The organism is Nonomuraea sp. NPDC049649, from assembly GCF_040675175.1.
In the GTDB taxonomy this organism is placed as follows: domain Bacteria; phylum Actinomycetota; class Actinomycetes; order Streptosporangiales; family Streptosporangiaceae; genus Nonomuraea.
In genome coordinates, this window is the sequence record NZ_JBFAOH010000001.1 from 469,135 (window position 1) to 484,495 (window position 15,361).

Genomic DNA, 15,361 nt, shown 5'->3' on the forward strand with positions numbered 1-15,361 from the left:
CCCCGCGGGCGCCGGCTCATCCATACCTGAGCCATCTTTATCTTGATCGGGAGAATTATTCGGCATTAGCCTGATAAGCCGTGGCCGACTACCTATGGTTCGTCATATGAGCATCGGGAATCCTGCGCTTGCCGACGTGCTCGCCCAGCACGGTGCCCCGCACCGGTTGCTGGCGGCTCTCGCCGACGGTGGAGTCCTGGTGGCCGTGCGACCAGATCGCTCAGTCGTCCTGGGCACGACCCAGGCCGGCGACCGGGTGCTGCTCGGATACACCAGTGCGGCGACCTATGCCAGGCACCACGGCAGCCACTCGCTGTCGGCGTGCGACGCCAACACGATCCTCGACATCGAGCGCGTCACCGGCGTGCGGGAGATCGTGATCGACGCCGCGGGTCCGGCTGCGGCGGCCGTCCCCATCGACGATCTCCAGCGTTTCCTCGCCTCCACGCGGAGCGGGGCCACGCCCGTCCTGTCCGGGGCCGCTCCGGCGGCGTACGCGACGGGCGCGATGGCCACGGTGTCGCGGAGCGGCACGATAGCCCCGGCCGCGCCACACTCCCCCGAGGCGCCCGCGGTGCCGTGGATACCGGCGCCCAGGCCGCACCTGTCGGGCCCGATGCAGCAGGTGGACCCCGGCTACCGCCGGTGCAAGCACCCGATCCTGCCCGCGCTGCGCCAGGCCGTCGCCCAGTTGCTCATGGACTTCCCGCTTGTCCATCACGTGTGGATCTCCGAGGCCAGCACCGCCTCCGGCGCTCCCGGGATCATGCTGCACGTGAAGGTCCACATGTCGGCCGCCGAGGACGTGGTCCGCGACCTGCACCGGGGCGTCCGCGCCCGGCTGCCGCAGCTCGCGGCGAGCGGGGCGCCGATCCTCATGGCCCGGGTGGCGGATTCCCGCAGCGAGCAGCGCATGATCGAGATCGGCGCGCACGTCGTCTGTGCGAATGTGAACGAATAGCAACATATCCGGGGCTCCTGGGCCTACCGAACGCGCTTCGGCTCGGCTTCAATGAGTCTCGTGATCGCACCCGCCGTGGCCGCGCCCACGGTCCCCCGAGGTGTGCGGCTGGGCTACGGTGTCGGGTCGTTCTGCACCGCCACCTTCGGCTCCGTGCCCGGGCTGCTGCTGCTGTTCTACATGACCAACTTCCTCGCCGTCCCAGCCTGGCTCGCCGGCGTCGTGGTGACCGCCCCCAAGGTCTGGGACCTGGTGATCAACCCGCTGGTCGGCCGCTGGTCCGACCGGACCGTCTCGCGGCTCGGGCCGCGCCGCCCCTGGCTGCTGGCCGGCGCCTGCACGCTGCCGATCGCCTTCTTCCTGGTGTTCGCCGGCCCGCCGCTGACGGGCGTGCCCGCGGCGCTGTACGTGGGCGGCTGCTTCATGGCGGCGGCCACGGCCTACTCCCTCTTCGAGGTGCCGTACAAGACGATGCCCGCGGAGATGACCGACGACTACCACGAGCGCACGTCGCTGCTGCAGTGGCGGATGGTGTTCGTCGGCGCGGCCACCGCGATCGCCGGCGTCGCGGCCCCGGCCATCGTCAACAGCCAGGGAGAGAGCGGCACCCTGGCCAGCTACCGCCTCATGGGCGCGGTGATCGCCGTGGTGCTGCTCGCCGCCATGCTCGGCTCCTTCTTCGGTACGGCACGCGCCCCGATGACCGGCGCCCCCGAGCCCGACACCGGCAGCCTGTTCAAGCAGTTCGCGGTGGTCAGGGGCAACAAGCCGTTCATCTGGCTGACGGCGCTGAGCTGCACGCAGCAGCTCGCGGTGGCCATCATGCTGGCGGCCGCCCCGTACTTCGCCACCTACACGATCGGCGACCCCAGGGCCACCACGACGCTGTTCGCGGCGCTCGTCGTCCCGATGATGCTGACGATGCCGTTATGGACGTGGCTGTCCAAGCGTTTCGACAAGCGGAACGCGATGATCATGGCCGCTGCCGCCTTCGCCGGCGGCACCGCGCTGGCGATGGCCACCCCGATCTTCGGCGGCTGGTACGCGCACGTGATGATCCTCCTGGTCGGCACCGGGGTCGCGGGGGTGACGCTGCTGCAGTTCTCGATGCTGGCCGACGTGATCGCGGTGGACGCCCGCAGCACCGGCAAGCGGCGGGCGGGCGTGTTCACCGGGTTGTGGACGGCGATCGAGAGCGGCGTCAGCGCGTTCGGCGCGCTGATCCTGGGCGGCATCCTGTCGATCGGCGGGTTCCTGTCCTCGGTGGCGAACCAGCGGGTCGAGCAGCCGGACAGCGCGGTGACCGCGGTGCTCATCGGGCAGACCGCGGTCCCCGCGCTGATCATCCTGCTGTCGGTGGCGATGACGCTGCGCTACCAGCTCAGGGACCCTAAGCGAGCCGCCGCGGCGGCGGTCCCTGACGCGACCGCGTGACCAGCCCGGCGATCAGCGCCGCCAGCAGCGGCGCGCCGACCACGACCAGGGCGATGGCCGTCCACGGCACGGAGAGCACCACCGGCCCCAGGCTCTCCACCGGCTCGCCCCGCCTGGTCATCGGCACGGCCGCCGCCGTGCCCATCACCGCGCCGCCCACCGCGCCCACGACCGTGCCGATCCCGGCGATGAAGGCGGCCTGAGCGGCCAGGATCGCCCGGCGGGTCCTGGGCGGCGCGCCGACCGCCGAGACGATGTCCAGGTCGCGGCGGAGGTCGGCGGCGGCCAGCCCGGTGGCGGCCAGGGTGCCGCCGAGGCTGAGGAGCAGCGCCATGCCGAACGCCCACCAGAGCGTGCCCAGGGTCGAGGGCATCTCCCTGTCGAAGATCCACACGTCCGCACGCCCCGTCGGCAGGCTGAGCTGCCGCTGCAGGCGCGGGAGGTCGTCCGGCCGGTGGGTGGCGAACAGCAGGCGCTCGGCCACCGCGTACCCTTCCTTCTCCAGCGCCGCGGGCGGGATCACGGCGCCGATCCTGCGCGGGTCGTCCGGCTCCGCCGTCACCGCCGGGATCCGGACGAGCTCGGTTCCTCCCCCGTTCGCGTACAGCTGGAGGGCGAGGGTGCCGTTCTGGAGCCGTACGGGACCGAACACGACCGCCTTGCCCGCGGCCAGCGCCTCGGCCGCCCGGGGGTCGGACCGTCCCTGGGCGAAGGCCAGCAGCCGGGCGTCGCCGACAGGCGGCTCCATGATCAGGCAGTGGGATCCGCAGGCGTCGGTCTCCGAGACGATCTGCACCTCCCTGCCCTCCTTGTCGAACACCCTCCCCGCGGGCACCAGGGACACTCCCGGCAGCGCCTCGGCGGCCGCCGCCCGCAGGTCGGCCCAGCCCCGGTCGTCGACGTTCCTGGCCGCGATCCGCAGCGCGTCCGGCGGCTGCTGGGGCCGGTACCTCAGGAGGGTGGCGTCGAACGTGCTCTCCACCACGATGCCCAGCGTGACCGCGGCCATCGTGGCGGCCATCACCGCCGCCGCCGCGGACGCCGTACGGGTCCGATGGCGGGCGGCGTCACGTACGGCCAGCCGGAGCGGGAGCGGCAGCCGCCCCGCGCGCCGCCCCAGGGCGGTCACGACGCCCGGGGTGAGCCCGACCAGCCCCAGCACCACCAGCAACCCCGCCGGCAATAGCAGCGGGTCGGAGCCGACGCCCAGCAGCTTCCCGCCGCCCAGCGCGTATCCGGTGAGTGCGAGCCCGCCCACCAGCGACAGGACAGCCGGCCCGGCCACCCCCACCCGCCACCGGCGACGCCCGGGAGACGACCCCGGACGTCCGGCAGGGCGACCCCCGCTCGTGGAACCCGGACTGACAAGGGAGGAGCCGCCGGGCGCGGAAGCCCGGGCGGGAGCCGGGCTGACGAGGGAGGAGCCGCCGGGCGCGGAAGCCCGGGCGGGAGCCGGGCTGACGAGGGAGGAGCCGCCGGGCGCGGAAGACGCCTCCGGGTGTCCGGCGAGGCCGCGCGCTGAACGCGGGTCTTCCGTGCTGTCCTCGCGGCCGGTGAGGATGGGGGCCGGGTCCTGGCGGGCGGCGGAGACGGCGGGCATCAGGGCCGCGAAGAGCGCGCCCGCGACGCCGAGCGCCACCACGCCGAGTACGAGTCCCCAGGGCACGTCCGCCGGGCCGGAGGCGCCCAGCAGGTGCTTGAGCAGCGGCATGAGCGCCAGCGTGCCCCCGGTGCCGAGTACGGCGGCGAGCACCGCCGCCACCCCGCCCAGCAGCAGCCCGTCGGCCAGCACGATCGTCCGCAGATGACGGGCCGAGCCGCCCTGGGCGGCGATCAGCGCCAGTTCCCTGCGCCTGCGCCGCAGGCCGATGGCGAAGGCGGGGCCGGTCAGCAGAGCGATCTCCATCACCACCAGCGCCGCCATGGTGGCCATCGCCACCACCGCCGGCGCGCCGATCACCCGGTCGTGGGGGCCGGCGGGCACGCCGGGCACCGGTGGCCCGGTCACCACGGCCCGGGAGGTCACGAGCATGCCGATGCCGTTCAGCCGCTCCACGTCCTCCCACAGGACCGGCCGGTCGGTGTCGGCGAGCCAGCCGGCGCCGTGCCCGCCGCGCTTGTCCAGCAGGAGCGTGTCCCGGAGCCCGGACACCTCCTGGAGGTTCAGATCGTACGGGTGCTCGACGACGCCGACCACGCGGACGCGGCGCTCCAGGGCCGTCACGGTGATCGTGTCGCCGACGCGCACGCCCGTCTTCCGGGCCAGGGCGGGCGTCACGGCCACCTCTCCGGCGGCGGCGGGGAAGCGGCCTTCGGCGAGGAGGCGGATGCCCCGGGTCATCGGGTCGCGCAGGTCCAGTTCCAGCGCGCGGACCTCGTGGTAGCGCTCGCTGTCCCGGAGCTCCACCGACCCCGTGTCGTACGGGATGAGCCGGGCGTCCAGCAGCGCGGTCACCTCGTCCGCGGTCCGTTCCCCGGCTGGGGTGGAGTTCTCGGTCGCCAGTACGATGTCGCCGCCCAAGGACTGGGAGACCTCGCTGGTATAGGCCGTCGTGACGATCCGCGCGTCCGCCGCGCCCAGCACGGCCGCGGGGTCCTCGGCGAGGGTGACGTCCACGGTGGCGTAGTAGGTGAGCAGGGCGGTGATGACCAGCACGGGCAGCCCGATCATGGTCATCACGAGCGCGGTGCGGCCCTTGACGTGCCGCGTCTCCCTCCAGGACAGGCGCAGCGCCGCCCGGAACGCGCTCATCGGGCGCTCTCCAAGGGCGTGTCGGTCGCGTCGGCCACCCGTCCGTCGCGCAGGTACACCACGCGGTCGGCCCAGCCCGCGTAGCGGGGCTCGTGCGTCACCAGCAGCACGGCCGCGCCCGCGTCGCACCGCTCGCGCAGCAGCCGCAGGATGTCGTCGCCGGTCGCGGTGTCGAGCGCGCCGGTCGGCTCGTCGGCCAGGAGTAAGCGGCGCTCGCCGACCAGCGCCCTGGCGATCGCCACCCGCTGGCGCTGGCCGCCGGACAGCTCGCCCGGGAAGCGGTCCGCCGCCTCGCCGACGCCGACCTCGCACAGCACCGCCTCGGCCTCCTCGCGGGCCCGCCCGGCGCGCACCCCGTCGAGCTCGCGCGGCAGCATGACGTTCTCGGCGGCGGTCAGCGACGGGATCAGGTTCAGGTCCTGGAACACGTAGCCGATGGCGCCGCGCCGCAGCGCCGCCCGGTCGCGCACCCCGGCCAGGTCGGCGCCCTCCACGGACACGCTTCCGGAGGTGGGCAGGTCGAGCCCGCCGGCCAGGTTGAGCAGGGTGGACTTGCCGCACCCGGACGGACCCATCACCGCCACCAGCTCGCCGCGGCCCACCGCTAAGGTGACGCCGCGCAGCGCGGGCACGTCCCCGAAGGTCCGGGTGACTTCCCGCATTTCCAGCACGCTCATGCCTTCCTCTCCCTGAGTACGGCCTCGCAGTGGTCCAGCCAGCGCTGTTCCGCCTCGGCCTTGAAGATCATGGAATCCAGGACCAGCCGCTGGGCTGCCCCGTCCGCGACGTCGCGTTTGGCCCTGGTCAGCTCCTGCAACGTGCGCATGGTGGCCATGCGCTGGGCCTGGATCACCTCGGCGACGTCCACGTCGACGGCGGCGACCGCCAGGGCGACCTTGATCACCAGCTCGTCCCTCGGCCGATCGGTCTGGCCGACCGGGGTGGCGAACCACCTGGCCAGCTCTTCCCGGCCCTTCTCGGTGATCTCGTAGAGGGTGCGACCTTGCTCGTCGTCGCCGCCGGGGGTGACCAGCCCGTCGCGGTCGAGGCGCGAGAGCGTCGTGTAGACCTGGCCGATGTTCAGCGGCCAGGTCGCCCCCGTCGACGCCTCGAACTCCACCCTGAGCTGGTAGCCGTAGCGGGGCCCGCCGCTCAGGAGCGCGAGCAGTCCGTGTCTGATCGACATACATACTGAGTATGCATACTCGGTATGCCCTCGGCAACCTCAGCCGCGGACCGGCATCCGCGATCTTGCCTCGTATTTCACGTTTGTCCGGTTATGCAGAGGAAGCTGATCCAAAGCGGCGCCATTGCCCGTAATGGTTAGAACAAAGAGTGCAGCAGAGGCGGGTGGCGCACATGGTGCGAGGCTATAACAGGGGGCGCAACCCACCTCAGGATGCGACAAGAATGAACATTCTTCTATGTGCTCTTCTTGTGCCTCAAATCCGAGGTCGGGGTGGTGAAATTCTCTTCCAGGGGTAAAAGTGAAGAAATTCGAAAAGACAGCGTGGCCGATTTCCGGTCTCACTCTCGCGTGCGCGGGACTTCTGCTCGCCGGCCTGGCGAACCCGGCCACCGCCGAGCCGGCTCCGGAACCGACGACACAGCCGACCCAGCAGCCGACGCAGCAGCCGACCCAGGCGCCGACGCCGGTTCCGACTCCGGTTCCGGCGCCGCCCGGCCAGGTCAGCACCCAGCAGGGCGGGGTCACCACGGGTGACATGCCCGGCAACATCGTCCCCCTCTCCTTTTTCTCAAGCGACAAATGGGGCATTATCGGTCGCAACACCTACGGCAGCCCGCATGCCGTCCTCCGCGACGGCCCGCACGGGAGAACCGCCGCCTCCTTCCCCGCCACGCAGTCCCCGCCTCACGGTGACGGCAGCCTGGGCATCATCGTCGACGCCGGGGAGAAAATCGCCTTCGGCAACGAGACGACCTTCGCCGGACGCCGGCTCGCTTCCATCAACACGCTGCGATACTGGGTATTCGCGGGAACCGACGACATCAACTCGGTCGTGCTGCCGAATATCACCCTCGAAGTCGACCCGAATGTCGGCACCTCCGATTACACGAGCCTCGTCTACCTGCCCGACCAGTCCACCAGCCCGTCGGCTCCCATCACCCCGATGGCCAACGTCTGGCAGCGGTACGACGCGAGCACCACCGGAAGCCAGTGGTTCGCCACCGGCACCACCGGCACCACGATCGAGTGCACCCTGGCGGACCCGTGCACCTTCCAGGAGCTCAAGCAGAAGCTGCCCGACGCGGTGATCAGCTACAGCCTGGGCATCAGCAAGGGCCGGGACACCGCCTTCGTCGGAGCCGTGGACGGCCTTCGGGTGAACCGCCTGGTCTACGACTTCGAGAAGTCGGGCGTACGCACGAGAATCGCGCGCCGCTGAGCCGGGGCGCGGCCGACGAGCCGGGCGGTACTCTCAGCACCTCCGACTCCCCTGGCCCCGTCCTGACACTCTCCGAGCCCGGTGGGTCGCGACCCGCCGGGCTCTCGCTCGTATCAGCGTCCGGCGAAGACCTGGGTCCAGTGCTTGCCGTACTGGCCGACGCCGATGTGACTGAACGAGCAGCGCATGATGTTGCGCCGGTGCCCGGGGCTGGCGAGCCAGCCGCGCACCACCTCCGAGGGTGAGCGCTGGCCCATCGCGATGTTCTCGCCCCAGGACCCCGTCCGGCGGAACCCGTTGGCCCGGATACGGTCACCCCCCGAGCGGCCGTCCCTGCCGGTGTGCTCGAAGTAGCCCCTCGCCGCCATGTCCCTGGAGTGCTGCTCGGCGGCCCTGTGGAGCCTGGGGTCGTGCACGAGCGGCCGGCAGCCGTGGCGGGCGCGGGCCTGGTTGGTGAGCCTGACGACGGCGGACTCCTCGGCGGAGGCACGGTTGCCGGTCCTGGCGGGGCGCTTGCAGGCCAGCACCACGGTGCGCGAGGTGACGACCTTGCCTCCGTGGTCCTTGGCGGCGGTGTAGTAGCGGCGCGGGGTGGTGGTGCAGCGCACCCCGGTGGCGATCCGGCCGTTCGTGACCACGCGGGAGTCGCTCCTCAGGGGGCGGTCGGGGCCGGTCCGGGCGTGATAGAGCCGGATGCGGAGCTGGGTCCGGCTCCGGCAGCCGGTCCGCTGGGCCCGCGCCCTGATCGTGCCGCCGGAGTCCAGAAAGGGCCGGGCCACCATCACCCGGCATCCCGCCCGGGCTGACAGCACGGTCTGCCCGGCCTGAGCGTGGTGAGCCGCCTGCGCGGCGGCGGGCGACGCGGGGATGCTCATCGCCGCGAGACTTCCGAGGCAGGCGAGTGCCTGGAGGTGTCTGCGCATTGCTGTCCTCCGATGCGGTGAGACGCTGCGCCGAAACCGCGATCTGGGGCCCGCACACGTCTACAACTTCCCGAAAAACCCGGCTATATCGGGTGTTCCATGTGTCCCAATCGTAACAATCAGCCCGTTGACCTCGGCAAACTCAGCACCACTTTCGTCCGACATAGGCACAAAAAACCGGGTGCGCCGGAAAGCGCACCCGGTTCAGCGGGACGGCTGTGCTAGCACTCCGCGGGCTTCAGCCACGAGCACTCCAGGTCGGGCCACTCCTGCGGAGCCGACCTGAGCTCGGCCGCGGCGTCCACCGGCGCGTTCCTGGAGAACTGCGCCAGCCGGACGGCGATCTTGTCCTCGATGTCCTTCGGCGAGGACGACAGGTACTGGTTCAGCATGATCGAGAAGACCAGCGGCTCCCCGTCGGCGCTCGTCACATACCCGGACAGCGCGGTCACCCCGGTCAGCGACCCCGTCTTGGCGCGCACGTTGTCCTCCGCGGGCGTGCCCCGCATCCGGCTGCGCAGCGTGCCGCCCACGAACCGCTCGGCGTTGCCCGCGACCGGCAGCGCGTCGTACCAGGCCTGGTACCACGGCTTGTCGCGGACGGCGAGGAGCAGCTGCGCGATCGAGGAGGGGGTGATGCCGTCACGGCGCGACAGGCCGGAGCCGTCGCGCAGGTTGAGCACCTGCACGCCGTTGGCGCGGGCGAAGTCCGTGCTCACCTTGAGCCCGGCGGCCCAGGTGCCCTGATCGGCGACCTCGCGGCCCATGGCCTTGGTGAGGATCTCGGCGTGGATGTTGTTGCTCAGCTTCATGAACGGCACGAGCAGCTCGCTGAGCGGCATCGACTCCTTCTTCGCCACCTCCTTGGCGCCCGCGGGGGCCGCCCCCGTCGTGGTCTTGCCCATCACCCGCACGCCGCGCTTCTCCAGCGCGCCGCGGAACAGCGACACGGCGTAGGCGGTCGGGTCGTCCACGGCCACCCACTCGTTGTACGTGGACGCGACCGTCCCGGTGATGACCACGGTCCTCGTGCTGTGCTGACGCTCGATGAGCACGTTGGTGGACGAGCCGACGGTGGCCTTGTTCACGATCTTCAGGTAGCCGGTGTCCGGCGTGGTGGTCACCTTGACCTTGCCGCCGTCGGGCGCGACCGTGACGACGACCGAGCCGGCGTCGTAGTCGCGGTCGGGTGAGGCGGTGAGCGCGGAGATCGGGGCCGCGTAGTAGGCCGTCTCGTCGTCCCACGCCCAGTCCTGGCCGAGCCGGACGCCGTCGAACCAGGTGTCGTCGGCGATCAGCTTGCCGGTGACCAGCCTGATGCCCGACTTGGCGACCTTGGCGGCCAGCGCGTCGTAGTCCTCTTCCAGCATCGTCGGGTCGCCGGTGCCGCGCAGCACGAGGTCGCCGTTGAGCACCGGGCCCGCCTTGCGCCCGGAGGTGAGCACGCTGGTGGTGAAGCGGTAGTCGAGGCCGAGCACCTCCGCCGCCGCGGCCGAGGTGAACAGCTTGGTGTTGGACGCCGGCAGGAGCAGCTTGCCCGCGTCGGTGGAGTAGAGCTCCTCGCCGCTGGCCGCGCTCTTGACCACCACGCCGGCCTGGGCGATGTCCAGCCGGGAGTCGCCGAGGATCTGGTTGATGTCGTGGGCCAGGTCGGCCACGCCGGGCGAGGGTTCGAGGGCGACCGCCGGGGATGACGGGCCTGACGCCCACGCGAGGGCCGCGACGAGCGTGCCCGCGACGAGGGATGCTGAGGTGCGCCGCATAGGGGGTCTCCAAGGGGATGCGACAGGGTCTCGCCTGCGATCATGAGCCAGGCGGCGCACCCGTGTAATCCGCAAATATCCGTATTTTCTGGAGGGGCGTGAACCCCTCGGCATCAGGGACCCTCGGCGCTCACCAGAAACCCGCAGTCGCCGAACGACACCTCGTCCCCCGGCCTGACCCGCGCCGGGCCGACCAGCCGCCACCCGTTGAGCCGGGTGCCGTTGAGCGAGCCGAGGTCGACCAGCATCCACCCGCCCTCGTCGTCGCGGCGCAGCTCGGCGTGGACCCGCGAGACCGTCAGATCCGCCAGTACGAGGTCGCAGGCGGACCCGCGGCCGACCACGAACCGCGGCCGGTCCTCCGGCAGGGCGAGGCGGGGCAGCCGGGGCTTGCGCCAGGCCGACTGCAGGCTGGTGGTGAAGCCGGAGATCGCCGACACGACGCCGGTGACCGAGCCGGTCACCCGCTCCCGGAACGTGGGCCGCCGCGGCAGGTCGGCGACGAGTTCCTCAAGCTCCTGCTGGCTGCGGGCGCGCAACGCCTGGTCCACCCGGACCACGAAGGTGTCGTGCGAGAGCCGCCCCTCGACGGCCCGGTCCCTCAGCTCGTCTATCGCACGATCCCGCTCGCCATCAGACGCGCGGAACGGCGGATGCGTCGAGCTCATTCCCCGAGTATCGGCCGGAAGGGCGTGCGCTGTCCAGAATACGCGGATCTGGTGGCGCGGAGTCGGCTGAGCATCGGCCGGCAAGGAGCTACGAGTAACCGGGCGAAGGCCCGATCAACGATCAGGGGGCGGAAGCCAAGGGGGTCTGAAATCGGAATCGCGGGGGCGGGGAATCTGGGGGGCGCAGATGAAGTGCGGTGGGGGGGGACGCCTCGCGGGCGGTCGGTTCGTACCAGGAGTTGTGCTCTGCTGCCTCACTCGGCAAGCAGTCCACCCTGGCCGATCCGCCGCCCGCGGGTTGTGGAGCCCGACTCAGAGAGACGGGCTCCCTAGCGAGGTCAGGGCACGAGCGGAGCAGCAGCCCCGCCGCCGCCGCCCAGGACGCCGCCGATGGCTTCGATGAGCCCGGCCAGGCCGCCCGGACCGGTGTAGCCGCCCTCCTCCTCGACTTCCTGGTCCTGGCGGACGAAGACGTTCACGTCCACGTCCTGCTCCTGGTTGTTGCGCTGCTCGACCTTCTGCTCGACACGCCTGCTGTTGTCGATGTCGACGTCGTCGTCGTGGCCGGAGGCGAACACCGGCGCCGTGGTGTAGCCCTCGGCGAGCGCGGGAGCGCTGCCCAGCATGACCATCCCGCCGATCAGGCCGGCCAGGATAAGTCCCGTCTTCTTCATGAGATCTCCTCTGTTACCTCTCGACTACTCGCCGTAAGCGGCAGCGGGAGATCTCCCCGAGCGCCTGAGCCGACAAACGCCGCGATCTTAGGCTTGACCTGCACAAACGCCGACCTTGAAGGAATGCTGGGATTACTCTCGGTCATCTGGTTTCCTCTTGGACTCCGCTTCCGGCGGAGATCAGATGCTTCGCCACTGTCGTCCCAGCCGCCCCTTCGGCAACACCGTGCCCGTTCTGGAAAGGCCGCGGCCCCGGCCGGAGAGTTACCCCGGCCGGGGCCGCACAAGCGCAGCCACGGCCCGTTCAGCCGCGTGCGCGCACAGGTCTCAGCCCTTGAGCCAGCTCATCATCGGACGGAGCTTGGCGCCCGTCTTCTCGATCGGGTTGGCCGCCAGCTCCTCGCGGTGGCGCTGGAACTCCTTCTGGCCGCCGTCGAACTCCTCGACCAGCTCGCGGGCGAACCGGCCGTCCTGGATCTCGGCGAGGATCTCGCGCATCGCCCGGCGGGTCTCCTCGGTGATGATCCGGGAGCCGCGCGTGTAGCCGCCGTACTCGGCGGTGTCGGACACCGACCAGTACATCTTCGAGATGCCGCCCTCGTACATGAGGTCGACGATGAGCTTCATCTCGTGCAGGCACTCGAAGTAGGCCACCTCGGGCTGGTAGCCCGCCTCGATCAGGGTCTCGAACCCGGCCTTGATCAGCTCGGAGACGCCGCCGCAGAGCACGGCCTGCTCACCGAACAGGTCGGTCTCGGTCTCCTCGGTGAAGGTGGTCTTGAGCGCGCCGGCGCGGGTGCCGCCGATGCCCTTCGCGTACGAGAGCGCCAGGTCGAGGGCCCGGCCGGAGGCGTCCTTCTCCACGGCGACCAGGCAGGGCACGCCGCGCCCGGCCTCGAACTGACGGCGCACCAGGTGGCCGGGGCCCTTCGGGGCCACCATGCACACGTCGACGCCCTCGGGCGCCTCGATGAGGCCGTAGCGGATGTTGAGCCCGTGGCCGAAGAAGAGCGCGTCGCCCTGCTTGAGGTTGGGCGCGACGTGGTCGGCGTACAGGTGGCGCTGGATGTGGTCCGGCGCCAGGATCATGACGAGGTCGGCCTCCTTGACCGCCTCGCCCGGGGTCAGCACCCGCAGGCCGTCGCTCTCGGCCTTCTCCCGGCTCTTGGAGCCCTCGGGCAGGCCGACCCGGACGTCGACGCCGGAGTCACGCAGGGAGAGCGCGTGGGCGTGGCCCTGGCTGCCGTACCCCAGCACGGCCACACGGCGCCCCTGGATGATCGACAGGTCGGCCTGGTCGTCGTAGAAGATCTCGGTCACTTGCGAAAAACCTTTCAGGCGGTACGGTCCAGTGCCCTGAGGGACCGGTCAGTTATGGAACGGGCGCCGCGGCCGATGGCCACCATGCCCGACTGGACGAGTTCCTTGATCCCGAACGGCTCGAGCACCTTGACGAAGGCGTCGAGCTTGTCGGGAGTGCCGGTGACCTCGATGGTCACGGCGTCGGCCGCCACGTCGACGCAGCGCGCCCGGAAGAGCTGGACCAGCTCCAGCACGTGGGAGCGGCTGTCGGCGTCGGCCTTGACCTTGATCAGCGTCAGCTCGCGCTGCACGGACTGGGACGGGTCGAGCTCCACGATCTTGAGCACGTTCACCAGCTTGTTGAGCTGCTTGGTGACCTGCTCCAGCGGCAGTTTGTCGACGTTGACGACGATCGTCATGCGGGAGATGTCTTCGTGCTCGGTGGGCCCGACGGCCAGCGAGTCGATGTTGAAGCCGCGCCGGCTGAACAGCGCGGCCACCCGCGCCAGCACACCCGGCTTGTTCTCCACGAGCACCGACAGCGTGTGTCTGGTCATTCCTCGCTCTCCCACGTAGGCGCCATGTCACGGGCGTACTTGATGTCGTCGTTGCTCGTCCCGGCCGCGACCATGGGCCAGACCATGGCGTCCTGGTGGACGACGAAGTCGACCACCACCGGCACGTCGTTGATCTCCATGGCCTTCTTGATGGTCGCGTCCACGTCCTCGGGACGCTCGCACCTCAGGCCAACACAACCATAGGCCTCCGCCAGCTTGACGAAGTCGGGGATACGCCGAGTCGCCTGCAGGTCGGTGTTGGAGTATCGCTCCTCGTAGAAGAGGGTCTGCCACTGGCGGACCATGCCGAGATTACCGTTGTTGATGACGGCGATCTTGATCGGCACGCCCTCCAGGGCGCACGTCGCCAGCTCCTGGTTGGTCATCTGGAAGCAGCCGTCGCCGTCGATGGCCCAGACCACCGCGTCGGGGTCGCCCATCTTGGCGCCCATCGCGGCCGGGACCGCGAACCCCATGGTGCCGGCGCCGCCGGAGTTGATGAACGCGCCCGGCCGCTCGTGCGCGATGAACTGGGCGGCCCACATCTGGTGCTGGCCGACCCCGGCCACGTAGTAGGCGTCGGGCCCGACGATCGCGCTCAGCCGCTCCATCACGTACTGGGGGGCCAGCGACCCGTCGTCGAACTCCTCGTAGCCGAGCGGGTAGGTCTCCTTGTAGCCGTTGAGGACCTTCCACCAGTCGGCGTAGTCGCCCTTCTGGGGGGAGGCCTCGACAGCGGTGATCAGGTCGCCGATGACCTCCTTGGCGTCGCCCACGATCGGCACGTCGGCGTGGCGGTTCTTGGAGATCTCGGCGGGGTCGATGTCGGCGTGCACGACCTTGGCGTGCGGGGCGAACGTGGCGAGCTGCCCGGTGACCCGGTCGTCGAAGCGCACGCCCAGGCCGATGAGGAGGTCGGCCTGCTGCAGTGCGCCCACGGCGGCCACCGAGCCGTGCATGCCGGGCATGCCGAGGTGCTGCGGGTGGCTGTCGGGGAACGTGCCGCGGGCCATCAGCGTGGTGACCACGGGGATGCCGGTCAGCTCGGCCAGGCGGCGCAGCTCGTCGGAGGCGCGGGCCTTGTGGACGCCGCCGCCCACATACAGCACGGGCCGCCGGGACTCGGCCATCAGCTTGGCCGCCTCGCGGATCTGCTTGGAGTGCGGCCGGGTGACCGGGCGGTAGCCGGGCAGCTGCATGACCGGCGGCCAGCTGAACGTGGTCTCGGCCTGCAGCGCGTCCTTGGCGATGTCGACCAGCACGGGGCCGGGGCGGCCGGTCTGGGCGATGTGGAACGCCTCGGCGATCGTGCGGGGGATGTCGGCGGGGTCGGTGACGAGGAAGTTGTGCTTGGTGATCGGCATGGTGATGCCGGAGATGTCCGCCTCCTGGAAGGCGTCCGTGCCGATCGCCGCGCTGGCCACCTGCCCGGTGATCGCCACGATCGGCACCGAGTCCATGTAGGCGTCGGCGATCGGCGTCACCAGGTTGGTCGCCCCCGGCCCGCTCGTCGCGATGCACACCCCGACCTTGCCGGTGGCCTGCGCGTATCCCTCCGCTGCGTGGCCGGCGCCCTGCTCGTGCCGTACGAGCACGTGCCGGACCTTGGTCGAGTCGTACAGAGGATCGTAGGCGGGGAGGATGGCGCCGCCAGGGATCCCGAACACGGTGTCGACTCCCACGTGCTCCAGGGCCCTGACCAGGGCCTGTGCACCTGTCATCCGTTCGGTCATCGGCTCGTTCCTTGTGTGGTGACACGTCAGGACATAAAAAATGCCCCTTCCCACGGAACGTGGGGCGGGGCGGCGCGCAGGTCGGAGTGCTTCGCTAGCGGCCTGCGCGCCGGCGAAGTACTACGAGGATCTCACTGCGAAGCATGGCTTACACGATAGCCGCTCTGAACGGTGCGATGTCAACTT

Annotated in this window: 13 protein-coding genes; 3 read left to right on the plus strand and 10 right to left on the minus strand. The window is 70.7% G+C overall.

Annotated elements, in window-relative coordinates:
- The first annotated feature begins 106 nt into the window (after positions 1 to 106).
- Both AB0J42_RS02260 and AB0J42_RS02265 read left to right on the plus strand, forming a co-directional pair.
- The gene (locus AB0J42_RS02260; RefSeq protein ID WP_364287599.1) at positions 107 to 961 is read left to right on the plus strand and encodes a hypothetical protein; all 855 of its coding nucleotides are present in this window, start codon (positions 107 to 109) and stop codon (positions 959 to 961) included.
- Positions 962 to 1,012: 51 nt separating this feature from the next.
- Positions 1,013 to 2,395: an MFS transporter gene (locus tag AB0J42_RS02265; protein ID WP_364287602.1), complete on the plus strand. Its 1,383-nt coding sequence runs from the start codon at positions 1,013 to 1,015 to the stop codon at positions 2,393 to 2,395.
- On the opposite strand, the gene AB0J42_RS02270 is transcribed toward AB0J42_RS02265, so the two are convergent.
- The 3 genes from AB0J42_RS02270 to AB0J42_RS02280 are packed head-to-tail and all read right to left on the minus strand — an operon-like array spanning position 2,352 to position 6,333.
- Positions 2,352 to 5,147, minus strand: a complete 2,796-nt coding sequence (locus AB0J42_RS02270) for an FtsX-like permease family protein (RefSeq protein WP_364287605.1) — start codon at positions 5,145 to 5,147, stop codon at positions 2,352 to 2,354. The two genes, AB0J42_RS02265 and AB0J42_RS02270, sit on opposite strands and share 44 nt — an antisense overlap.
- Entirely contained in the window at positions 5,144 to 5,824 is a 681-nt protein-coding gene (locus tag AB0J42_RS02275; RefSeq protein ID WP_364287608.1) for an ABC transporter ATP-binding protein, read from the minus strand. The genes AB0J42_RS02270 and AB0J42_RS02275 overlap by 4 nt, the downstream gene beginning before the upstream one ends.
- Positions 5,821 to 6,333, minus strand: coding sequence for a helix-turn-helix transcriptional regulator (locus AB0J42_RS02280; RefSeq protein WP_364287611.1), 513 nt, complete (start codon positions 6,331 to 6,333; stop codon positions 5,821 to 5,823). Before AB0J42_RS02280 ends, AB0J42_RS02275 begins: the two co-directional genes overlap by 4 nt.
- 301 nt (positions 6,334 to 6,634) lie before the next feature.
- Between AB0J42_RS02280 and AB0J42_RS02285 the strand changes: the two genes are divergently transcribed.
- Positions 6,635 to 7,555 carry a hypothetical protein gene (locus tag AB0J42_RS02285; RefSeq protein ID WP_364287614.1) on the plus strand — a complete coding sequence of 307 codons (921 nt, stop codon included), beginning with the start codon at positions 6,635 to 6,637 and terminating at the stop codon, positions 7,553 to 7,555.
- Between the two features lie 113 nt (positions 7,556 to 7,668).
- On the opposite strand, the gene AB0J42_RS02290 is transcribed toward AB0J42_RS02285, so the two are convergent.
- The 7 genes from AB0J42_RS02290 to AB0J42_RS02320 form a co-directional block, all read right to left on the minus strand.
- Positions 7,669 to 8,430, minus strand: a complete 762-nt coding sequence (locus AB0J42_RS02290; protein WP_364287617.1) for a CAP domain-containing protein — start codon at positions 8,428 to 8,430, stop codon at positions 7,669 to 7,671.
- Positions 8,431 to 8,699: 269 nt separating this feature from the next.
- Complete coding sequence (gene dacB / locus AB0J42_RS02295) at positions 8,700 to 10,241, minus strand: D-alanyl-D-alanine carboxypeptidase/D-alanyl-D-alanine-endopeptidase (protein WP_364287620.1); 1,542 nt, start codon at positions 10,239 to 10,241, stop codon at positions 8,700 to 8,702.
- A 113-nt stretch (positions 10,242 to 10,354) separates the two neighbouring features.
- Positions 10,355 to 10,909 carry a DUF1707 and FHA domain-containing protein gene (locus AB0J42_RS02300; RefSeq protein WP_364287623.1) on the minus strand — a complete coding sequence of 185 codons (555 nt, stop codon included), beginning with the start codon at positions 10,907 to 10,909 and terminating at the stop codon, positions 10,355 to 10,357.
- 338 nt (positions 10,910 to 11,247) lie between these two features.
- Complete coding sequence (locus AB0J42_RS02305) at positions 11,248 to 11,583, minus strand: hypothetical protein (protein WP_364287626.1); 336 nt, start codon at positions 11,581 to 11,583, stop codon at positions 11,248 to 11,250.
- Positions 11,584 to 11,910: 327 nt separating this feature from the next.
- A complete protein-coding gene (ilvC, locus tag AB0J42_RS02310) occupies positions 11,911 to 12,894 on the minus strand; it encodes a ketol-acid reductoisomerase (RefSeq protein ID WP_364288189.1) in 984 nt (327 codons plus the stop codon).
- Positions 12,895 to 12,917: 23 nt separating this feature from the next.
- Positions 12,918 to 13,442, minus strand: a complete 525-nt coding sequence (ilvN, locus tag AB0J42_RS02315) for an acetolactate synthase small subunit (RefSeq protein ID WP_364287629.1) — start codon at positions 13,440 to 13,442, stop codon at positions 12,918 to 12,920.
- Positions 13,439 to 15,175 carry an acetolactate synthase large subunit gene (locus AB0J42_RS02320; RefSeq protein ID WP_364287632.1) on the minus strand — a complete coding sequence of 579 codons (1,737 nt, stop codon included), beginning with the start codon at positions 15,173 to 15,175 and terminating at the stop codon, positions 13,439 to 13,441. The genes ilvN and AB0J42_RS02320 overlap by 4 nt, the downstream gene beginning before the upstream one ends.
- Positions 15,176 to 15,361: the final 186 nt, after the last annotated feature.